Raw genomic sequence first — 22,180 nt, forward strand, 5'->3', positions numbered from 1 at the left:
ATAGCATGGTAACCAGTACGGCTAATCTGACTTATAATTTTTGGGAAATAGGATGTCAAAATTTCAATGAAGGAGGTGGAGTATTTGAACTCTGCAAAAATAAATATTGAGAAAGAAAACAGCATGGCCAAAGCTAACGCTATCCCGAACTTCCGTGGGTTGTGGCTCCTTCTGAAGCCGATTCGTTGGCGGCTAATTCTCGCATTTTTTATAGCAGCAATTGGCGCCACGGCTTCAATCGTGCCGTTTATTGCAATTGCCGAGATCGCACAGATGCTTCTCGTTTCCGAGGTGAACACGGAGGGGAACATATGGATTTGGGGTTGGATAGCTGCTGGGGCGCTGCTGCTGCGTCTAGTTTGTGTGTTCGTTGCAGGCGCAATTACGCATTTTGCCGACACTAGTTTCCAGCTACTTGTGAGACGACGTATTGCGGCTCATCTGGGAAGGGTACGATTGGGCTGGTTTACGGCGAGAACTTCTGGAAGTATTAAGAAGAGTGTATCCGACGATGTGATGCATATGCACCATCTGGTCGCTCATACAGGACTAGAGATTGTAGACGGAGTGGTTGTGCCGGTTGTAACCCTGGTGTATTTGTTTAGCATTGACTGGGCGATGTCGCTGTTCGTCATGCTGCCACTGTTAGCAGGAATTGGCTTGTATGCTGTGCAGATAGCAAAGATTCGCCCGAAAATGGCCGATACGCCTACAGCCATGAGCGAGATCAATGGAACTGCAATTGAGTTTGTGCAGGGCATCAGCGTGGTGAAGACCTTTGGTCAGGCTGGGCGTGCCTATCGTAAATTTTTGGATGCCACGCAGCGATTTATGGCTCTTATGAGCGGAGTCATGGGTGGAACCTTGCGGTCTGCAGCTCTCGCGGAAGTTGTGCTTGCACCACTGGCCTCTCTCGTCATTATTACAGCAGCAGGCGCAGTTTTATCCGGAATGGGGCAGTTGGACCCGGTTGCAGTCATTCCTTTTGTATTACTGGGTGTTGGTGTGACGAGTCCGCTCATGGCATTGTTTTTTAGCGCTACTGCGACTTCGCAGGCTGCTGAAGCCAGTGAACGAGTCCTTGCCTTGCTGGATACCAAGACGCTTCCCGAGCCCAAAACGCCATCTGTACCTGCGAATGAAACCATCGTGTTGGAGAATGTTCGTTTTAGCTATGATGGGCAGCATGCAGCATTGGATGGGGTTGATCTTTGGCTGGAGCCCGGAACAACGACTGCGCTGGTCGGCCGCTCGGGTTCAGGAAAAACAACAATCGCCAAGCTTATTCCGCGTTTTTGGGATCCGGATGAAGGCAAGATCACGCTGGGAGGCGTGGATCTACGTGATATCCCGACGAGTGAGCTTTACCGCCATGTTTCTTTTGTTTTTCAAGACATACAGTTATTGAGCACTTCTGTGGCGGAGAATATCCGGCTGGCAAGACCTGAAGCCACAATTGCAGAGGTGGAGCAGGCCGCGCGTGCGGCTCAAATTCATGACAGAATTCTTGAACTTCCACGTGGCTATGATAGCGTTATTGGTGAAGATGCCCTCTTTTCAGGTGGCGAAGCGCAACGTATTTCAATAGCCAGAGCACTGCTTGCAGACGCTCCGATTCTTGTACTTGACGAGGCCACTGCATTTGCTGATCCGGAATCGGAAGCACTCATTCAAGATGCGCTCTCTGCGCTGGCTGCCGGACGCACCTTGCTGGTCATCGCTCATCGGCTTTCGACAATTCAAGGAGCTGATCAGATTGCAGTTGTTGATCGGGGACGCATTGTCGAACGAGGCACACATGGGCATCTGCTTGCGCAGGGTGGGCTATATGCCCAACTGTGGTGGAAACATGAGTGCTCAATGTCCTGGCATCCTGAAGTACATCATGGGTTGGATTCAACCAAGGAGGTGAAGTCATGATTCGTCGATTGCTTCGAGTCATGGGAGACGACGCGCCTGTATTGCGGCGGTTAATAACGCTAACTGTTGTATGTGCTATCCTGCAAGGAGTTGCTTTCAGCTTACTGGTACCGCTTGTGCAAGCACTTTTGGAAGGCGATTTTCAACAACTCTGGTTATGGATAGGGGTTGAGGCGGCTATCCTTGCCGGGTTTGGAATACTAAACTATCGTACTAAAATGCTTGGCTTAACCTCATCAATGGCTTTGACTGCGCATTTGTGGCAACGACTGGGGGATCATATATCCAAACTTCCATTAGGCTGGTTTAATGCTGAAAAAGTAGGTTCCGTTTCTCGCTTGACCAGCTCCGGGGTATTTAGTGTCACGGGGTTTCCGACACAAATGTTGGGGACGTTAGTCAATGCTTTTGTAACGCCGGCAGTTGTTATTGTGCTAATGTTTCTGTTTGAATGGAGATTGGCGCTGGTTGCCCTGATCGCTGCCCCGATCGTATGGGGCGCTTATCGGGGCACGGTTGCGATTGTGGATTATGTGGATTTGCGCACACATAGCGCCAATACACGAACAGCAAACCGGATAATCGAATTTGCCCAGACTCAGCCTATACTCCGCGCGTTTGGCCGGGTGTCCAAGGGCTACAAGCTTCTTGATGAAGCGCTTGTAGCGCAACGCAAGGCGGATAACAGCATGATTACATGGGGGGGTGCGATTGGCGACGGCATGTTTCGCCTTACGGTTCAGGGTGCATTTACAGCCATTCTGCTCTCGGGAATTGCGCTTGGTGTGGGTTCTTCAATTGGAGCAACGGAACTGATTGCCTTGCTGATTCTTGCCACCCGTTTCGTTCAGCCGCTTATGGACGGTGCCGCAGCAGGCGGGGGTGTACGTACTGTGCGCAACAACCTCAATCGAATGGATCATATCTTTCATACCAAGCCGCTCTCGGAGACGGCTGATGCTGGACAAGCCACCCTTGGCGATCCGGCTGTTTCGTTCGAAGCTGTCCGTTTTGGTTATGATAAACGAGAGATTTTGCATGACATCACCTTTACTGCGCAAGCTCGCACAATGACAGCGCTGGTTGGACCCTCAGGAGCAGGCAAAACAACCATAACCCGGCTTGTCGCCCGATTCTGGGACATCAGTTCTGGCGTCGTGAAGGTGGCTGGTGTTGATGTCCGAGACATGACTGCGGAACAATTGATGAGCCAGCTTTCCTTTGTGTTCCAAGATGTTTACTTGTTTTCCGGTACAATCCGTGAAAATGTGCTGATGGCTAGGCCTGATGCTACTGAAGAAGAATTGAAAAACGCTATTCGTCTTGCGCGTGTAGATGAAATTGCGAACCGGCTTGCCCACGGCTTGGATACGCAAGTCGGAGAAGGGGGGAGCGCGCTTTCCGGAGGGGAAAGACAACGGGTATCGATTGCCCGGGCCATACTTAAGGATGCGCCAATCGTTCTTCTTGACGAGGCAACTGCTGCGCTTGACGCGGAAAATGAAGCACTTGTACAGGAAGCGCTTCATGCACTCACTACAGATCGCACGCTGATTGTTGTTGCTCATCGATTGCAGACAATCGCCGCAGCAGATCAAATTATTTTCCTGGAGCAGGGAAATATAGTAGAATGGGGTACTCATCAAAAATTGATTAAAGCGGATGGACGTTATGCAGACTTTTGGCGGGAACGCTCCCGATCACTCGGTTGGCGACTTGGTTCGAGAGCGAAAATACAGGAATAAGCAAACAAGGAGGGAGCGAATTGGTAAAAAAGCGCCACAACCGGGATGATGTTGTGCGTGAGGCCCTGGCCATGTTGGAGGATGTGGGAATTGAGGCCGTTACATTGCGGGGGGTCGCCAAGCGAATGGGACTGCACTTGAACTCGGTGTCTTTTCAAGTGGAGAGCAAAGCACGACTATTTGAATTAATGGCGGAGGTCATCCTAGGCGAGCTTTCTCTTGCGGATCTTTCTGACAATGCTCTGGAAAGAATTACAGAAGTAGCTTTGCGGCTAAGATTAGCTATGCTTTCGCATCGGGATGGCGGTCGTGTTATCAGCGGTACGCATACTGCTGATAGGAATGCGCTGCATATTGCTGAAGTGCTGATCACGGCGTTCCAGGAGTTGGGCGTAGATGAAAGAGTTGCAGCTCGCGCTAGTGTTGCCTTACATTGTCTAATCATTGGGCTTGTTGAAGAAGAACAGGTTATTCGCCCGAAACGCCGCGCTGTACCGGATGGAGTTGATGATTATCACAAGCTTGCTCATATTAGCAGACTGCTTGAAGAAGATACGTATGGGGAACGTGCCGTGTTCGGAATAGAGGCAATTATTAATCAGGCAGTCTCCACTACTCGTTAGTATGAAGGCTGTTGATTTAAGTTTCTGCAAGGACAAAGACGAGAAGGCTCGTCAAGATAATAGCTGTCACAGCTATCCACACGTGCTGGTCCTGTGTTCAAGCTGATCATCTGCATTTACCCGCCGACAGGGATTCACGGAGAAGACAGTCGTTTAGCGCCCACCCGAAAAACCACCAGTCGGGAAAAGAGTTGAAGATCCGATGAACGGAAACAAAGCCGGCCACAGTGGAAAAGGGCAAGCAGATGTGCCGCGGCGGAGCAGGAGCGCTTTATCGTGGACAACGGGCTGATACTAGCTTCTGATGAATTAGCGCCAGACGACTTGATCTTCTGGAGCTACGAGCCAAATGGGTGTTTTTTGGATATTCTGCATGTCGGGATCTATGCCGGTAACGACAAAGTCATTGACGCTTACTCCAGTCGTTTGCAGGTGGTATACCGGAATGTGTTCGATGCCGAGCTTCAAGTGATGTATGGTAGGCCGTATGTCCAATACTAGTTTTCAGCAAAAAGTCGTTATGGCACCCTATAGCGGCTTTTTGCTGTCAAGATTTTTTCGATTGAGCGAGGAAACTTTCGCCTCTCCTACCCGATTCTGCCCCAAAAATGAACAGGCTTATAGAAAGAGAAATTCGATGGAGCCTGATTTTGAAGTGTGGAAAGATGTTCGATTTGATAATTTGTCATTTAAGAAATGCAAATTTATAGAACTAGGGAATATAGCTGCAATTCCAGGCTTGATAATATCAGTATTGTAAACAATTGCACATACGAAATGAATTTAACTGAGATCGGAGGGTTAAAGAATTTAAGCACATTGATTTTATTTTATGCCAAGTTCAAGTTGATTTGATTCCTCTGAAGGAGTACTTCCCTTAAATAGAGTCGCTGCATATCTCACAGATGAAAAAGAACTATGGGCTGCAATTGAAGGAACTAAATCCTGATGTCGAGATTACAAGTAGAACATTTAGGCTTGAGAAGTAAGAATGTATATAAAGGTGGCGTGAAGTTGGAATTGGTTACGGCCTCCTCCACGCTAGTTTATTGCGATCACAATATTACCGAGTTGTTCACTCCGCTCCATACGCCCAAAGGCAAGTGCAGTTTCTTTTAAAGGATAGACAGTATCAACAATAGGGTGCAGAGAATACTGCTCCATGAATTGAAGCATCGCGATAAATTCTTCTCTGCTCCCCATAGAAGTACCAATAATGTGGAGCTGAGGGAAAAATATGGCCCTTGCTGGAATCGTAATGTCATCCCCGGAGCTTGCCCCGAACATAACAATTTTTCCATTGGGCTTGATGACATCAAAGTATTGGTCGAAGGTAGCTGGACCAACACTATCTAATATTAAGTCGACGGAATTGTCTCTTAGATGTTCTTCCCAGCTCTCATGACTATCCAATGCTCGAGCTATTGGCAATTGCAGGGCGGCTTGGCGCTTCACCTCGCTTCTTGAAGTTACGCTTACCTCTGCACCAATTGCAGCAGCCATCAGTGTGGCAAAAGTTGCAACTCCTCCTCCGATCCCCGGGATGAGTACATGCTCGCCTTGCTGCAAATTTCCTCTAGTAAATAGCGCCCGGTAGGCGGTGAGGGCAGACAAGGATAGTACTCCTGCTTCTTCCCAGGTTAGATAAGCAGGCTTAGGGGCAACATTTTGTTGGGGAACGATTACAGATTCAGCAAATGTGCCGTCTGTAGGACCTCCCAATATGGCAGGCACAACAGGAACTTGATCTGTTTTTTCCCACCCTATGCATGGATTAATAATGACCTCAGCACCTGGAGTCAGATGGGTTACCTCGTCACCAACGGCTTCAATAACCCCTGCACCATCTGAGCCAAGAATGAAAGGAGCATCCTGATTCGTTCGTGCAGACATCAGAAATAAATCTCGATGATTAAGCCCTGCTGTTTTTAATCGTACCTTTACCTCGCCTTTTCCTGGCAGCTTGTCTCGCTGCTCTGTATACTGCAATCCACCGATCCCTTGCACTCCCGCATGTATGATCGCTTTCATCTTCATCCTCCTGCTGCTGTAGTTTAAGTAGCTCTCCAATGTCTCCTTTCATTGTACACATCCTGATATACTTGATAAAATCAAGAAAAATGAACGTGGGTATCATAAATAATCATAGCAGGGAGGTGAGCAGAAATTGGAAAGTGGCGATTTGAAAATATTTCAGGCTGTCGCAAGAGAAGGAAGTATTACAAAAGCCGCGCAGGCATTAAACTATGTTCAGTCCAATGTGACAGCTCGTATCCGTTTCTTGGAAGCTGAACTAGGCCTTCCGCTTTTTCGGCGAACGAATCGAGGGATGATCTTAACATCAGCAGGGGAAAATCTGCTTCAGTATGCGGATCAAATTATAGATTTGCTGGCAGAAGCGCTGAGAACTACACAACATTCAGATTTCCCCGCAGGTTCTCTGCGCATAGGGTGTATCGAATCTGCTGCTTCCAATTATTTGCTCCCCTTCCTAAAAGAATATCAGTCCAATTATCCGGATGTGCAGTTTCTGCTGCATACTGGTGGAACACATGATCTTTTGCAGAAGGTGCTGACTGGTGAACTGGCTGGAGCTTTTGTTTATGGCCCGATCAACGAGTCGCACATTGAATATATCCCTGTATTTGAAGATGAGCTTGTTTTGATTTCGGATCGGAACAGAACAGAGCCAATAACGGAAGAATTGCTTACTATGCCTATGCTGTTTTTTGATGTAGGCTGTACGCATAGAACCAGGGCAGAGCTTTTTTTGAAAGAGAAAGGAATTTCTTCTTATGAAATCAGAGAATTTGGCACGATGGAAGTGATCATAAATGGCGTTTCCGCTGGATTAGGCGTATCTTTATTGCCACGATCATCAGTCGCAATTGCGGAAAAGGAAGGAAGAATCTCCAGTCATTCATTACCAGAGCAGTATCGCAGGTTAGAGGTTGGATTTATATATCCATCAGGACAGATATACTCTGCTGCATTGTTGGAACTGATACAACAGCTGCATTAAAATTTGAAGCTCAGAATAGAGGAAACCTTGCAGGACAGGGGGGATGAAGGGCGGCAGGCGATTGAATGCGGACAAATTCGCGAGATTCAACTGGGCGGAACCTGATACTTCGTGCCAGTTGTCCTTTTCATGAATAACTTGCCTGGGCAGGAGATGGAGCGAGGTTGAACGGACCATAAATTAAACCCGAACGATTTCGAAACTATATAAGTTGAACTAGAAAAATGCACAGAAAGGGCATAAGAGTGAAGTGTGCTGTAGTGAAAGCTTTCTGCAGAAAGCTGCTTCGGGAGCATAAGCTCGTAAGCGTTCGCCTTTGTGAGTGGATTTCTACCGTACAATATCTTAATTCAATTAGAGAAATCCGCGAACAACAGCGATCGTAAGCACACTTCACACGTTGCCTCCAGTGTACAATCTTTAGTTCAACTTATTTTGAAATTAGAATTTCGAAAATCGTTCGGGTTTTTCATGAGATGAAATAAGCTCATCCCAGTCTCATGCGAACCATATCCGATGGAGACTGGTAAATAAAATTGCAAGAGTGCTGCAAGCGTCACCGCACGCGTTGTGCCACGCTATCGCTATCATGTTCATACCAGATCAATCGGGAACTCTTGCTTGCTTCGATCTCGCCGAATTCCAGTTCGGTTGCGGTTTGCTGTTCGTAGAAGCGCGTAGGGCTGATGGGCAGCAATACAAATGTCATCCCGTTGCCCAGTCGCATACAGAGTTGACTATGCTCGATAAAGACCTCTGCGGATAACGATTGTCCCTGTTCATCCTGAAAGAGGTATTCACCGAGAAAAGGTTCATAGTCCTCTGCTGCGAGCGGGAACAGAGTGCGTGGAGCTGCTGCCTGCGGCACCTCCATCGGCTCATCGGCAAGAGCCTGCTCTACGCTTCGGAGCAACTGCTGGGTATAGTTGTAATCCCGTTCTCCATTTTGCAGAAGGATAATTGTCAGATCCCGCTCGATATAGCGTTTCAGAAACGTAGCATATCCCGGCCAGCCGCCGCTATGGCTTACCGCTCGGCCTAATTGTGGATGCTGCTCGATCAGCCAGCCGAATCCGTAGTCGAACGTCTCCCCGTTATGGAGTGTCACAGGTGTGAACATGGCTTCGCGCAACTGCGGCTGAATAAACTTGTCGTCATACAGCGCGCGATCGAGACGAAGCAGGTCCATGGCTGTACTGTTCACCATGCCATCTCCCTGCAAGCCGTCCAGATAGTGGACATAGTTCATTGCCGGCACGGCGTCCGGAAGCACGTATCCACCGTGCTCCAGTCGATAGACGTAGCCCCAGGCATAGTCGGACGGCACAGCACCGGGATCAAGACGGCGATTGTAGATGCATGTCCGGGCCATGCCGAGCGGCTGGAATATTTGCTCAGACAGAAAGTCCGCATAGGGTTGGCCACTGATCCGTTCGATCAAAATAGCGAGCATAATATAGCCCGTATTGCTATACATCCAACTATCTTGCGGCGCGAATAGCGGCGCGGGACGATGGGCTGCGAGCATGTTCAGGACATCAGCGTTAACGGCGATCTGTGCAGGATTCCACTTCTCGCTGAATAGCGCAATGTAATCCGGAAGCCCGGAGGTATGGGTCAACAAATGTCGGATGGTAATGCCTGGATAAGGCAATTCGGGCAGCCATCTGGATACCGGATCGTCCAACTCCAGAAGTCCCGCCTGATGCAAGCGTATGATGCCGAGTGCCGTAATTGGCTTGGAGACTGAGGCTAACTCGAACATCGACTCTGTCGTAAGCGTACGCACCGGTTCCTGCCCCTGGCTCAGTTCTGCGAACCCCACGGCTTCATATAGCAACGGTTTTCCCTGTTCCGCAACCAGGATCACGCCATTAAAGTGTTCTCTAATCTGTTCCATGAGTGCGGATAATTGTGCTTCCTTCTTTTTTCTTGTCATTTCGGTACCCTCCTTGGTCTACAGATGCTCCTGCAGAAAACGCAGTGTAAGCTCATTAATCTGGCGGTGCTGCTCCTTGCTATCGGGAGCAAGCGGTTTAAAAAGCAGCGGCGAATAGAGGGGAAGATCAGTGAAACTCAAATGTCCAGCTTGCGGCAGCGTCACTTCAAGCCCATTTGGGCCCAGCAGGCGGTTTCGGACAGCTCGTTCTTCCTCCAGCCCGACCATCGTCTCCTCCAAACCTTTAACTTGCAGACCGCCATTTACAATGAGCAAGGGCTTCTGCTGAAGCTCGTCAGGATATTCGCCATACAGATACCCATCGAGATTAACTGCGGCTCTGGCTATTGTTGTATTGGCCAGTATATGTGCGGCAGCTGCGCCGCCGAAGGAATGCCCCACCAAAGCGATTCGGTCAGGATCTATTCGATCGGAGAGAGGCGAACTCGGCTCATAACGGTCGATTTGCTGTAGATGCTGAAGTACGAACTGAACATCGGCCTGCATTTCCTGGATGATTGGAACCGCAACCTTATTATGAGCACTGAAGTTGTCGGGCAAGCCCGTGAATGAATTTGTGAACGGGATGTAACGGTCTTCATCGAAAACACTTAAGAAGGCTGTGCCGGGATGTTCAATCGCAATAACCATATAGCCATGACTCGCTAATTCAATCGCTTGGAACGTGCCTGTAAATCGCGTGCCGAGTTGATTGCCGTGCAAATAGACAACAACGGGAACAGAGTTGGCATTCGGATAAAAGGGAGCCGCATACTGAGCGGGAATTTCGAGTTGACGGTAATTGCGCAGCAGTTGCGACCACAGGCCGTATTGTTTTTTTATTGCTTGGATAAATAAATCTGCTTGAGGAATATAGCGCGCAGGTGTGGTAAGGTCATCGCTTGCCGGATACCAGATTCGAACATTCAATTGGCGGCTTGTTCCGTCGGCTGCTGTACGTTCAGGATCGGTCCAGGTGTAATCTAACACGCCCACATTGTGGGAGCCGCTTGGTTTTGTAAATTGAAAAAGTGGAAGCAGACCTGCCCCTCCCCAAGAAAGCGTTCCCGCAAGCAACGCAAGCAGGCTGAGCAGGAACGGCCGGAGGCGTCTAGATGGAGGGGAGACGTGGTTCCGTCTTCTGAGTATACAAGCGATAACCACGACAGTTGTGATTCCATATACAGGTAGCATGATCCAACGCGCATGTTCGAATATCAAATGAAGAATCAGGATTCCGAGCAAAGAAGCGGGGATAACCAGCATCATTAGCGGACGGAAGCGCTGCTTAGCCCAGATGACATAGAGACAGCTAAGAATAGAAGCGCATAATAAGGCATACTCGAATAATTTCATTACAAATTCCAACTCTCTTCATAAATAATTCCGAGCTTTTGTGCGATCTGCGGCTATGGTCAGGTGATTCCAGGAAGGCCGAATTTGGCCGCATAATGTGCTAACGCCTCATCCAGCCAGGCGATCTCCCTTTCGTTGAAGGGGAGATCGACCAACTGCTCCAACTTCTCAGTCTGCTCCTCCGGAATCTGGGCAAAGTTTGCAATCGCTTTGTCATCCAGAAAGCTGAGTGTTCGTTGCACGTAGAAGCCCAGCATTTCTTCGACCTCCGAAGTATCGGGTTTTCCGGTTGATAGACGCTTGACGGCTTCGGCAAAGGCGAGCATATCCCGATCCAACTCAACAGCGGTATTCTGGGAGATATCGAACAAGGTAGTGGCTGTATGCTCCGACAAATGCTCCGCCGCCCAACTGCGCTGTTTGTCCTCCCTTAGCATGTTGCGTATCAGCAGAAACATCATCTCATGCTCCAGTTCTCCTTCACGCTGGAGGATGGCTTGCAGTCGTTCGATTATCTCCAGTGACTTGTCTAGTTCAACGCGGGCGGCTTGCAGGGCTTGTTGCTGAATGTGCAGGGCGTCGGCCAGCTTCATCTCCGGTTCACGATGATGAATGAACTGGCGAATACGCTCCAAAGAAAAGCCAAGCGACTTTAAGCCGATAATTTTCTGCAAGGTGATCAAATCAGCCGAACCATAGATGCGATGTCCATTGTCCTGACGGCGCGGACACAGCAGTCCTACTTCTTCATAATAATGAAGCGTGCGTATCGGAATGCCGCTTAACTCGGCAAATTTCCCGATGGAATAATGGGCAGCTTCCATCATCCTCTCCTCCTCTCTTGCCCCATTATATAACCTCCAGTAACTGTAGGATCAAGCCCATAAACTGTATTTATTTAATAAGAGATAGAAGATACGTATCCAGGGGAATTGAATGATCCGCTGAGTTTGAATTTGCATGTGTATGTACAAACAACAGCCATTCACCACTGATTAATGTGGTTGAAGGCTGTTGCTCGTCTTTTATCCGGAATTTCTGGCAAATAAGCTGGGTTAGCTGGTTAATGGTTGTTTCGCTTTTTAACGGGTATCCATACTTCAACCTGGGCATCAGACGGGTTTCCATTTAACAGAATTTCAGCAATAGGAGCACCCGTATAGATCCATTTATCATTTTCAGTCAGCAGATCATTAAAGGCCTGGTCCTCCAATCTGTCGAAGGCTAAGCGCGACAAGCCGCCGTTCCCTGTAAGGATTAAATATTCGCTCTCCGGAAACAAAACCTCCTCTGTTTGGTTTATTGCAAGCTGCGAAGTCCTGACTCCCGCATAATAGAAGACATTCCCTTTTTCCACAGTTATTGCGGCATAGCCATACGAATCTTCGGCAAGTGGACGAAGGAGTGCCATTTGACCATTTTCAACGGCTCCAATGAAAAACTTCGTTTTTTGTTGAGAAAATTCCGGGGAATGTGCATTGCCGGATCCCTCTAAAGCCGTTTTGTAACCAACGAAACGAAAACCTTCTTTTCTCTCAACTCTAAAGTTACTCATTTCAATTTCCTCCTGCTTCTTTTTTTGATACATAAATAACGTAGCATTCTATATATGACAACAGTATGGCATACTTAGAGTTGAGGTGATGTTGTGAAAATTGACCGTCTGATTGCGATGATCATGATTCTATTGGAAAATGAAGTTATAAGTGCCGGAGCGCTTGCCAAAAAGCTTGAGGTCAGCAGCAGAACCATCTATAGAGATATCGATACCTTGACAATGGCTGGCTTGCCGATTTTCACCACACAAGGGGTAGCTGGCGGAGTAGGCTTGATGAAATCATATAAAATCGATAAAAAGCTGTTCACACCCAAAGATATTCAAACCCTGCTAACAAGTCTGAGAAGCTATAGACAGTTATACAATCATAAAGAAATCGTTCATGTATTGGAGAAGCTAAGTAATATAGGCCAAGAAGGCGCGAAATCGGAGAAAGGAAGCAGTTTTACTGTCGATTTATCCTTAAATCAAGGGAACCGGTCCCTGCGTTCCCTGCTAAGCAGTGTAGAAACCGCCATCAATGAAGAGAGATATATAAAGTTTGATTATATCAATAAAGACGGGAATGTTACCTCTAGAAAGATAGAGCCCTATCAAGTTGTTTTTAAAGAAAGCAGCTGGTATTTACAGGCATTCTGTACCTTGAAAGAGGATTACCGGATATTCAAATTGGCTCGGATGAGCAATCTTTATGTGCTGCCAGAAACGTTTGTACCTCGTGACTTTTCACCCCTAGCAATGGATGGATCAGGTTGGATGAGTGATGAAAGGGTTCCGGTCAAGATCCGAATTGCCTTATCCTTAATGGACAAAGTGATAGAAAGATACGGTGAGGAGAACATTATTAGTGTAGAAGGGGATAGTTGTCTGGCCATATTTCCAATTGTCAACAATGAATACGGTTATGATATACTGCTGAGGTTTGGAGATAAATGCGAGATCATTGAGCCATCCGATGTTCGGGAAGCTTTTCGGAACTATATTCGTAAAATATTGGCGATATACAAATAGCTGTGAGTTGGACTTGTATATAATAGGGTATTCGGGCTTCCAATCCGATGATTGACCAAGGTAATTAACACCACGAACAGGACTCCATATGGGGTTCTGTTTTCTATTACAGCACGCTCAACTGAATATAAAACATTTACAGCCATCCTGAAATAAATGATAATGATAATTGTTATCACTAACTAATATAACTATATTCATATACCCATTCATGAGTAAGGAGTTCGATTGCGAATGAAAGCACAATCGGAAATGATGCTTCATCGAGATAGGCCTTGCGGTTCTCCAGGTCGCAGATTTGGTGAACAGCAAGCAGTGAACATGGATAAAGCCGATATCCGGTTTCATTTGCGTGACGTGCAGTATCTTCAGCCAAGACCGGAGAGAAGGGAGCATCAATTGCATGTGCTGACGGCGCTCATTCTTGTTCATGAAGGAGAAGGAGTGGTGGAGCTGGCAGATCGCAAGAGGCTGGTTCGAAAGGGAGATTTTATAGTGTGTCCTGCAGGGTCTACGTCCTTATTCTACTTCCATACTCCTTCAAATCCGAGCGACGCTCCCAATTCGGGTTTAGCAACTATGTTTCACTTCGATGCTTATCGATGGGGAGAGAATTTTCAGGAGAGTCCTACGGCTCTGGATACCACAGGCCCTTGGCTGCCTTCCTCAGGTAAGCTGACGAGCCAATTGGAGCGAATCGGGGTGTACTGCCGCTCGATATTCGAGCATTTTTACAGTGGAGAAGATCGCAGTTTGTGGCTTGCCCGTATTGAGTTTGAGCACATGCTGCACGAAATATCCCTCTATGCCGAGACAGCGTTTTCGAACGATAGAATGGGTGCCGTTGAGAGCACGAAGGCATTCATTGATCAGCACTATGCAGATGAGCTAAGCCTGGAGAAGCTGGCCGGGCTGGCCGAGCTGAGCCCCAAATATTTTGCCGAACAATTCAAAAAGTATTATGCGGTATCTCCGATGGAATATGTGGCGGAAGTGAGACTGCAAAAGGCCAAGCAGCTGCTGGCTTCCGGGAGCGGACCGATGAAGGAGATTGCCCATGCGGTGGGATATCGAGATGAGTTCTATTTTAGCCGCAAATTCAAGAAAAGCTTTGGTGTTTCCCCTTCGGCCTATCTCAAGACCAGACACACCAAAATAGCGGTATTTGGAACGTCTGCGATTCTCGGATATTTAGCCGCTCTCGATGCGGCTCCCTATGCGGCCCCGCTGCACCCGAAGTGGTCTCCTTACTATTACCGGACCATGGGTCCCGATATTCCGGTACATCTCAATGCCTATCTGCATCGGCAATTCCAGCAGGAGAATCTGGAGCAGATCCAGGCAGCTCAGCCTGAACTGATCCTTTGTCCTTCGGGTGTGCAGGATTGGGAGCTGGATGTGCTGCGGAAATGTTCTCGCGTTTACGAAATAGAAGGGGCACATGGAGAGAAAGCCTGGAGGGAGCAATTAAAGGATTTAGGCGCATTGCTGCATAGAGAAGAAGAGGCGGATGCGTGGCTGGCTAAATTTGATGAACTTTTGGCGGAAGCCAAACAAAGCCTTTCCTCCATAATTGGAGGTGCCAGAGTTCTCCCGATCAGATTGTTTAACGATAACTTTTATGTCAGTGGAGATGAAGGTGCGTCGGAGACGCTTTTCACACAATTAGGCTTGGTGCCCTCAGAATTGCTTAATGGACTTAAGCCCGGAGATTCCCGCAGATCTACACTTGCGGAAATCCGAAAGAGTGATGCCGACTTGCTGCTGCTCGTCGTTCGTCAGGATTCGCGTACGCTTGAGCATTGGCGAAGCATCCAGAGACATCCGGATTGGTTAAGCCTGCCGCAGGTGAAGCGAGGGGCCGTATATGTCATGTCCTCTTACCCTTGGAGAGAGTATTCGCCGACAGCCTTTGTACACATGATTCAAAACCTGCTAAGGATTTCAGGGAATTAATCCATGCCAAACCGGAAGATTGTCCATGGATTAACGGGGGAGTATCCTTTAACATAACCAATAATGATAATCATTATCAATCTAGAAAGATGGAAGGGGAAAGCGGGGTATTATGAAAAAGAGTAAACTGATGGCGTTTGTGCTTCTGGCAGCCGTCCTGCTGATTTCTGGCTGTGGTGCCAACAAGACCAATGAAGTCTCCGGTAATGCAGCATCCAATAATGGAGCAGCAAATGGAGTAGAAGAGACACAAGCGGCAACGACAGAGACAGAGCCGAAGGGCGATGAGTCGGCGACGAGAGTTATTAAATATCTGGATCAAGAATATACCGTTCCATCCAAAATTGAACGAATCGTTATTACAGGGGCTGTAGAAGCGATGGAGGATGCGATCGTGCTGGATGTTCAGCCGGTCGGAGCGATTTCATTTGCAGGAGAGTTCCCGGAACTGTTCTCCAAGGTGACAGCAAATGCTGTATCCATCGGTGAGAAGACGGAACCAAACTTTGAACAAATTCTGTCCTTGAAGCCGGATGTAATCCTGGGTACCTCGAAGTTCAAGCCGGAGGTAGCGGAGCAATTGAACAAAATCGCCACGATGATTCCTTACTCGCATATCTCCACCAACTGGGAGAGCAACCTGAAGCTGCTCGGTGAGATCAGCGGCAAGACAGCCGAGGCGGAAGCGGCGATAGCTCAATACAAGAGCGACCTTGAAGCAGGGAAAGGGGAGCTTGGCGAAGCTCTGACAAAGAGCAAGGTAGTCACAATCCGTATTCGTGGCGGCGAGGCTTATGTCTATCCGAAGGACGTCTTCTTTAACCCTGTTCTGTATGAGGATCTGGGCTTTACCGTGCCGGCTGAGATTGAAGCTGCCGAAGCACAAGAGCTGATCTCTACGGAGAAATTGGCCGAGATGAATCCGGACTATCTGTTTATCCAATTCTCGGAAGCTGAAAATACGGACACACCTAAAGCATTGGAAGAGTTCCAGAATAATCCGATTGTAGGAAGCCTGGATGCCTTCAAGAACGGTCATGCCTTTGTTAACGTTGTCGATCCCTTGGCACAAGGCGGAACAGCATACAGTAAAATCGAGTTTTTGAAGGCGGTATTGTCGAGTTTGAAATAAAATTTGCGATAAGGCGTTGTTAAACTATGCGATTTCGACCTTCGCTGCCGGCTGTCATTCTCATAATGACACCGGCAGTTTGCCTGTTTCTTGCTGTGGTGTCCGTTCTCTACGGCGCCAAGGATATCTCCGCCGAGACGGTCTGGCAAGCTTTATTTTCCTTTGATAGCAGCAATGTGGATCATCAGATTATTCGCGCCTCCCGCCTGCCTCGCGCGCTCGGCGCACTGTTGATCGGTGCTTTTCTGGCCGTATCCGGCGCCCTGATGCAAGGGATGACGCGCAACTATCTGGCCTCTCCTTCGATTATGGGGGTAGCGGATGGCTCGGTCTTTGCCGTGACGATCGTGATGATTCTTTTGCCGGATACAAGCTCTTATGGACTGATCTTCAGCTCAATGCTGGGCTCCCTGATCGGCGCCACGATTGTCTTTGGGCTGGCCTGGCTGGTTCCCGGAGGGCTAAGTCCGGTTAAGCTTGCGATTCTTGGCACGATTGTCGGGACCTTCTTGAGCGGAATTTCTTCGGCGATCTCGGTTTATTTTCAAATCTCACAAAATATCAGCTTCTGGTATAATGCAAGGCTTCACAGCATGGACCCCGCTTTGATCAAGCTGAGCCTTCCGTTTGCTGCGGTCGGACTGCTGCTTGCCATCGGCTTATCCCGGTTCGTTACGCTGCTTGCCTTAGGCGAGGATACGGCGAAAGGGCTGGGAGTGCATACCTGGCTGATCAGGGTGCTTTGCACCGTTGCCGTGGTCATTATGACGGGGGTGGCCGTTGCTCTGGCGGGGAAAATCGCATTTGTCGGATTGATCATTCCGCATATTGCCCGTTTCTTTGCAGGCACGGATTATCGGCGGATTGTTCCGGTGTCCGGGGCGCTCGGAGCGATTTTCCTCCTGGCCTGTGATATTCTTGCTAGATTCATTAACTATCCTTTCGAGACGCCGGTTGGGGTGGTCACCTCACTGATCGGTGTTCCGTTCTTCCTTTATCTAATCAAGATGAAGGGAGGAAAGAGCAATGTCTAACCGGAATTCATCGTTCGCAAGGTTCGGATTGGTGGTATTCATCGGGTTGTTGTTCGTTCTGGCTACGATGTATGTGAGTCTGACGAACGGCATGTTTGATATTTCGGTAAAGGATGTCTTTAGAACCTTACTCGGGCTGGAGACCAACGAGGATTATCGCCTTGTCATCTTCGAGTTCCGCTTGCCGCGTATCGTCCTGGCAGCTCTGGTGGGAGCAGCCTTGGGGATGGCGGGAGCGGTCATTCAGGGAATTACCCGAAACGGCCTGGCTGATCCGGGTATTCTGGGGATCAATGCCGGGGCGGGGATGACGGTGGTCCTGTTCATGTTCTTCTTCCAGGGGCAGGTTACCTTTACCGGATGGCTCGGGGTAATGCTCATGCCATTGTTTGGATTGGCGGGAGGGATCGCAGCCACCTTGTGCATGTATGCCTTCGCAAGGCAACAAGGGCGGCTGGATCCGCAGCGCCTCGTGCTAGTGGGGATAGCGATCGCTTCAGGCTTTGGAGCGGTGACCTTGTTCATTTCATTAAAAATGAATCCCAGAGACTACGAGGCGGCCGTCTCCTGGCTGGCCGGAAGCCTGCATGGAGCCAACTGGAGGTTCGTCGTCACGATGCTGCCGTGGATGCTGGTGCTTCCGCTCTGTATCTGGCTTAGATCCAAGCAGCTGGATATCTATCAATTAGGCGAGGACAGCGCCAGAAGCTCCGGAGTAGCTGTGGAACGGGAAAAGAATTTTCTCTTATTGTGCAGCATCGGGCTTGTGAGTGCGGGGGTATCCGTATCAGGCAGCATCGGCTTTATCGGGCTGATCGCTCCTCACCTCGCGCGTCGTCTCGTGGGCCTTGGTCACAAGTATATGCTGCCCGTTAGCGGTATTCTTGGCATGGCAATGGTCGTAATCGGCGATTTTATCGGTAAAACCCTCTTCGCGCCGGCAGAGCTTCCGGTAGGAATTGTGGTGTCCATTATCGGCGTTCCTTACTTTGTCTATCTCATGATTCGAACGAGAAATTAATGAAGGGAAGTTGACGGGGTGTATTTACATCGACTCCATAAGATAACGGTAGGGGAACGAGCTCTAACCGTGTACCTGCCCCCATCCTATGATCATGGGCAAGAGGACTATCCAGTTGCTTATGTGCATGATGGCGGGAAGCTGTTTATGAACTGCTTGAACTATCTGGAGCATCTGTATGCCGCATATAAGCTGTCAGGAGTTATTCTGGTTGGCGTCGAGTCCGCAAATCGGAATGATGAATATACGCCATGGCCGGCTGAGGAATTGATTAAGACTTGGCCGAATTTCGGAGGAAGAGGTCCGGCATATGTACAAGAATTGGCTGATGTCATCAAGCCTTATATTGACGAGAATTTCCGCACCTTGCCTGAACGGGAGCATACAGCGGTAATTGGAGGATCTTTCGGCGGTCTGATTTCACTCTTTGCTCTGTATTGGAGACCGGAGGTATTCGGTAATGGCGGCTTGATCTCGGCCTCCTTCTGGTATGAAGGCGTACTTGCCTATGTGCAGGAGCATCCGCTTCCTTCCACGGTCCGCGTATTCATGTCGATCGGGAAAAACGAGGGAATCTACAAGCAGAATATCCAAAAAAACATGGTGCCTTACACGATGAAGGCACATCAATGGTTCCGGTCCGCTTTGCCAGACGGCGAACTGCTGCTGGCAGTAGATCCAGAGGGCACACATGATCCCTTGTTCATGGCGAGGCAGTTCCCGGAAGCACTATCCTGGCTATTTGAGCGGAGGGGGCGTAAGGTGAATGAGACTGATCATGTCGAAGGGGAAAATAAACCTCATCAAATTCAAGGAACGTTTAGCTTCCTGAGACATTCTGAGCGGACTGGCAGACAGTACCGAATTTCTGTCGCCGAGCCAATGGCTCCGCCTCCAGAGGGAGGATACCCGGTACTATATATGTTGGATGCGAATGCTTCCTTCGGCACCTTCGCAGAGGCGGTCCGCTTGCAAACCCGGCGTCCACGAGGGCATGAACCGGCCATTATTGTCGGCATCGGGTATGATTCTCCGGACCCGATGGTCACGCCGGACCGGTTCATTGATTACACCGAACCCGCTGACCAGGACAAAATGCCCGTCCGTCCGGACGGCAGCTCGTGGCCGGAAAATGGCGGAGCCGAGGAGTTTCTTCACTTTATCAGCGAGCAGCTAAAGCCGGAGATCGAGCGGATGTACAGCATTCACCCGAAGCGCCAGAGCTTGCTGGGCCATTCACTGGGCGGATTTTTTGCTCTCTATGCGATGATGACCAGAACAGAGCTGTTTCAGCAGTATATCGCTGCGAGCCCGTCGATCTGGTGGAACGATCAGGCCTTGTACGGCCATTTGGACCGATGGCTCGCTTCCCGGCAGGCCAGCCATGAACCGTTGGAGCCTGTCGGCTGTATGATCTGTGTCGGTTCGGAGGAGAAGGAAAGCATGCTGGACGGGGCCAGAGAAATAGCCAAGGCTCTGAGCGAGCATCAGGAGCATGTAGATGTACACTACTTTGAAGTAGAGGGAGAGGGGCATGTCTCCTTGCTGCCTGCTATTGTCAGCCCAATCCTTCGATATGTCTCGGGACACCGTAAGCCTTAACTTGCAGAATTTCATAGCTATTTCAATGATGAAGAGCAGCCCTGATCAGAAAGGGACTGCTCTCCTCTCTTTTAGGGGCAATATGCTATAATATAATCTTTATTATATAAGTTGAACTATAAAGCTACGTTAGAAAGGGTATAAGTGTGAAGTGTGCTGTAGAAGCGTTAGCGTTCGCCTTTGTGAGTGGATTTCTACCTTATAATATCTTCGTTCAATTAGAGAAATCCGCGAACAACAGCGATCGTAAGCACACTTCACACGTTGCCCCCGGAACGTAAAATTCAATAGTTCAACTTTTATAATACATAAATTCATATAGACATTATTGGATTTGAGGGAGTAAGATGGAGAATCTATTTTGGATCATTGCGGTGACAGGTGTGGGGACTTATTTATTTCGTGCTGGTTCCTTGGTATTGGGAAGCCGAGTGAAATGGAATGAACGGACAAAGGAATGGCTCTCCTACGTCTCTCCGGCTGTGCTGGGGGCTATGCTGGGACCAGTTCTGCTATTGTCGGACAATCGCTGGGTATCCGTGACAGACAATGCCGTATTGCTTGCCGCGCTCCCAACCATGCTTATCGCATGGAAGACGCGCCGGTTCTTATTGACCGTAACCTCCGGGATATTGCTGTATGCGCTCATTGGCCACCTCATCTTATAGTGCGAGAGAATTCGGAGAGAAGAATATGAATCCATTGGACAAGATCAGACTTGGGTTAAGAGATGTACTTCCTGTTGTATTAGCTTATTTTCCTTTGGCAGCCGCATTTGGCGTTCTGGCTTCCGCTTCCGGGATGCCGGCACATTATAATTTTCTGACCTCCGCATGGATATACTCTGGCGGGGCTCAATTTATGCTGCTTAGTCTGCTGGGTGATGCCATTTCGCCTTTTACGATCATATCGACATTGCTTCTGGTTAATATGCGGCACATTATGTATGGCACATCGATCGGACCGCATGTAAGGGGCTGGAGCGAGCCCCATAAATGGCTGGGTGCCTTCGGGCTGACCGACGAAGTATTTGCCGTCGTGTCCAGCCGATTAGACAAGAACGAGCGCTTGAGTGTCCCTTATTTCATTACTGTGATGCTCGCGGCATACGGCTCTTGGCTGGCGGGAACCCTCGCGGGCTATGGTCTGGGTACACTGATCCCATCAGGAATGGCAGAAATTCTCGGGTTTGCGCTTCCGGCCTTATTCATAGCCTTGCTCTTTGGCAGTGAACGAAGCCGTGCGGACTGGACAGCTGCGCTGTGCGGTGCCCTCTTGGCTACCCTCGCAGCCTTATTGAATGCCGGGGGGATTGGGATCGTGCTTGGAGGATTGCTCGGCGCGGCCGTCGCAATGAAGGTGAGGCCTAAGAAGCGAGAGCACAGCTAATCAGTATCGGAGGTTTTGTCAGGGGCATCGAGAATGGAGGAGTATTCAGGGTACAGGGTTCTAATGCAATCCGGGCAAATATCGTGAGTAAATTCTGCATGAGTGTGCCGAATGAGATATTCCTCGATCAGGGTCCAATGATTAGCTTCGTCCTTAATCTTTTTGCATACCGCGCAGATGGGCAGCAAGCCCCTTAACGTCCTCACTTCACCCAGAGCTGTCCTCAGGCTGTTCTCCAGCGATTTGTAAAAGGTGATGTCGGTCAACGTAAGCAATAACCCTTCGACCTGGCTAGAGAAGGGATGAATGAAGGGAGAGAGTTCCAACACCAGTGATCGTCTGGAAGGGGACTCAATGGTAAGCTCCATGGCGAAGAACGGTGCACAGCCTCTTAATACGGAACGAAAATGGCGAAAAAGCTGGCGGAAGGTATGTGGCGGAGAGAACTTGGGATAGGGTCCTTTTTTTAAACGCTCAAGCATGTTGAATCCAATGCTGCTCCATGCCGGCGAGAGCCCAAGATCAACGGTTTGCTGAATCAAGACGGGATTCACGGCCTGAACAACTCCTTCAGGATCGATGATTGCAAATCCTCTAGACAGATTTTGTGTTGCTTGGTGTGCGGAAATGATCTCGGTCACAGTAGACGCTCCTATAATACATATTTATATCCGTACTTTACGACCCTATTAATGGCTGGAAATGCTGTGATATAATGGTTCTACAATTCTATTTCTAAGTCATTATAAGCGCAAAAGCGTAATTTCTCAACTATTAATTACTTTTATGCGTAATTCGATGTATTTTGAAGGAAGGTCGGGGCACAGTGTCTATCTACAACAGGATCGAGTTTCTTATTAAGTCGCACGGTA

19 protein-coding genes are annotated in these 22,180 nt (G+C 48.9%); 13 read left to right on the forward strand and 6 right to left on the reverse strand.

The window, feature by feature from the left end; all coding sequences use genetic code 11:
- Nucleotides 1–84 precede the first annotated feature (84 nt).
- The 4 genes from TX85_RS01895 to TX85_RS01910 all read left to right on the forward strand — a co-directional run bounded on the left by TX85_RS01895 (nucleotide 85) and on the right by TX85_RS01910 (nucleotide 4,789).
- A complete protein-coding gene (locus tag TX85_RS01895) occupies nucleotides 85–1,920 on the forward strand; it encodes an ABC transporter ATP-binding protein (RefSeq protein ID WP_199558817.1) in 1,836 nt (611 codons plus the stop codon).
- Complete coding sequence (locus tag TX85_RS01900; RefSeq protein ID WP_044477448.1) at nucleotides 1,917–3,665, forward strand: ABC transporter ATP-binding protein; 1,749 nt, start codon at nucleotides 1,917–1,919, stop codon at nucleotides 3,663–3,665. Before TX85_RS01895 ends, TX85_RS01900 begins: the two co-directional genes overlap by 4 nt.
- A gap of 20 nt (nucleotides 3,666–3,685) precedes the next feature.
- Nucleotides 3,686–4,288 carry a TetR/AcrR family transcriptional regulator C-terminal domain-containing protein gene (locus TX85_RS01905; RefSeq protein ID WP_049894755.1) on the forward strand — a complete coding sequence of 201 codons (603 nt, stop codon included), beginning with the start codon at nucleotides 3,686–3,688 and terminating at the stop codon, nucleotides 4,286–4,288.
- 276 nt (nucleotides 4,289–4,564) lie between these two features.
- Complete coding sequence (locus TX85_RS01910) at nucleotides 4,565–4,789, forward strand: NlpC/P60 family protein (RefSeq protein ID WP_044477449.1); 225 nt, start codon at nucleotides 4,565–4,567, stop codon at nucleotides 4,787–4,789.
- 540 nt (nucleotides 4,790–5,329) lie between these two features.
- On the opposite strand, the gene TX85_RS01915 is transcribed toward TX85_RS01910, so the two are convergent.
- Nucleotides 5,330–6,319, reverse strand: a complete 990-nt coding sequence (locus TX85_RS01915) for a zinc-binding dehydrogenase (RefSeq protein WP_044477450.1) — start codon at nucleotides 6,317–6,319, stop codon at nucleotides 5,330–5,332.
- A 136-nt stretch (nucleotides 6,320–6,455) separates the two neighbouring features.
- On the opposite strand from TX85_RS01915, the gene TX85_RS01920 reads away from it, so the two are divergent.
- Entirely contained in the window at nucleotides 6,456–7,310 is an 855-nt protein-coding gene (locus tag TX85_RS01920) for a LysR family transcriptional regulator (protein WP_044477451.1), read from the forward strand.
- 556 nt (nucleotides 7,311–7,866) lie between these two features.
- Here TX85_RS01920 and TX85_RS01925 read toward each other — a convergent pair.
- The 4 genes from TX85_RS01925 to TX85_RS01940 all read right to left on the reverse strand — a co-directional run bounded on the left by TX85_RS01925 (nucleotide 7,867) and on the right by TX85_RS01940 (nucleotide 12,160).
- Entirely contained in the window at nucleotides 7,867–9,249 is a 1,383-nt protein-coding gene (locus tag TX85_RS01925) for a serine hydrolase domain-containing protein (RefSeq protein WP_044477453.1), read from the reverse strand.
- A gap of 18 nt (nucleotides 9,250–9,267) precedes the next feature.
- On the reverse strand, nucleotides 9,268–10,605 hold the full coding sequence (locus tag TX85_RS01930; RefSeq protein ID WP_044477454.1) for an alpha/beta hydrolase family protein: 1,338 nt from the start codon (nucleotides 10,603–10,605) through the stop codon (nucleotides 9,268–9,270).
- Between the two features lie 59 nt (nucleotides 10,606–10,664).
- Entirely contained in the window at nucleotides 10,665–11,429 is a 765-nt protein-coding gene (locus TX85_RS01935; RefSeq protein ID WP_044477455.1) for a MerR family transcriptional regulator, read from the reverse strand.
- Nucleotides 11,430–11,668: 239 nt separating this feature from the next.
- Complete coding sequence (locus TX85_RS01940) at nucleotides 11,669–12,160, reverse strand: GyrI-like domain-containing protein (RefSeq protein ID WP_044477456.1); 492 nt, start codon at nucleotides 12,158–12,160, stop codon at nucleotides 11,669–11,671.
- Nucleotides 12,161–12,253: 93 nt separating this feature from the next.
- Here TX85_RS01940 and TX85_RS01945 point away from each other — a divergent pair, with 93 nt between their 5' ends.
- From TX85_RS01945 to TX85_RS01980, 8 genes are all read left to right on the forward strand, one after another.
- Nucleotides 12,254–13,174, forward strand: a complete 921-nt coding sequence (locus TX85_RS01945) for a helix-turn-helix transcriptional regulator (RefSeq protein ID WP_044477457.1) — start codon at nucleotides 12,254–12,256, stop codon at nucleotides 13,172–13,174.
- Nucleotides 13,175–13,408: 234 nt separating this feature from the next.
- Nucleotides 13,409–15,130 carry a helix-turn-helix domain-containing protein gene (locus TX85_RS01950; RefSeq protein ID WP_044477458.1) on the forward strand — a complete coding sequence of 574 codons (1,722 nt, stop codon included), beginning with the start codon at nucleotides 13,409–13,411 and terminating at the stop codon, nucleotides 15,128–15,130.
- A 112-nt stretch (nucleotides 15,131–15,242) separates the two neighbouring features.
- Nucleotides 15,243–16,262, forward strand: coding sequence for an ABC transporter substrate-binding protein (locus TX85_RS01955; protein WP_044477459.1), 1,020 nt, complete (start codon nucleotides 15,243–15,245; stop codon nucleotides 16,260–16,262).
- A 26-nt stretch (nucleotides 16,263–16,288) separates the two neighbouring features.
- The gene (locus tag TX85_RS01960; protein ID WP_044477460.1) at nucleotides 16,289–17,296 is read left to right on the forward strand and encodes a FecCD family ABC transporter permease; all 1,008 of its coding nucleotides are present in this window, start codon (nucleotides 16,289–16,291) and stop codon (nucleotides 17,294–17,296) included.
- The gene (locus tag TX85_RS01965) at nucleotides 17,289–18,317 is read left to right on the forward strand and encodes a FecCD family ABC transporter permease (RefSeq protein WP_044477462.1); all 1,029 of its coding nucleotides are present in this window, start codon (nucleotides 17,289–17,291) and stop codon (nucleotides 18,315–18,317) included. Before TX85_RS01960 ends, TX85_RS01965 begins: the two co-directional genes overlap by 8 nt.
- An 18-nt stretch (nucleotides 18,318–18,335) precedes the next feature.
- Nucleotides 18,336–19,919: an alpha/beta hydrolase gene (locus tag TX85_RS01970; RefSeq protein WP_044477463.1), complete on the forward strand. Its 1,584-nt coding sequence runs from the start codon at nucleotides 18,336–18,338 to the stop codon at nucleotides 19,917–19,919.
- 347 nt (nucleotides 19,920–20,266) lie between these two features.
- Nucleotides 20,267–20,587 (forward strand): AzlD domain-containing protein, encoded by a 321-nt coding sequence (locus TX85_RS01975; protein WP_044477464.1) that lies wholly within the window; start codon nucleotides 20,267–20,269, stop codon nucleotides 20,585–20,587.
- A 25-nt stretch (nucleotides 20,588–20,612) separates the two neighbouring features.
- The gene (locus TX85_RS01980; protein WP_044477466.1) at nucleotides 20,613–21,308 is read left to right on the forward strand and encodes an AzlC family ABC transporter permease; all 696 of its coding nucleotides are present in this window, start codon (nucleotides 20,613–20,615) and stop codon (nucleotides 21,306–21,308) included.
- Here TX85_RS01980 and TX85_RS01985 read toward each other — a convergent pair.
- Nucleotides 21,305–21,949, reverse strand: a complete 645-nt coding sequence (locus TX85_RS01985) for a PAS domain-containing protein (protein ID WP_044477468.1) — start codon at nucleotides 21,947–21,949, stop codon at nucleotides 21,305–21,307. The two genes, TX85_RS01980 and TX85_RS01985, sit on opposite strands and share 4 nt — an antisense overlap.
- Nucleotides 21,950–22,180 lie beyond the last annotated feature (231 nt).

It is taken from the genome of Paenibacillus antibioticophila (assembly GCF_000455265.1).
GTDB classification, from domain to species: Bacteria; Bacillota; Bacilli; order Paenibacillales; family Paenibacillaceae; genus Fontibacillus; species Fontibacillus antibioticophila.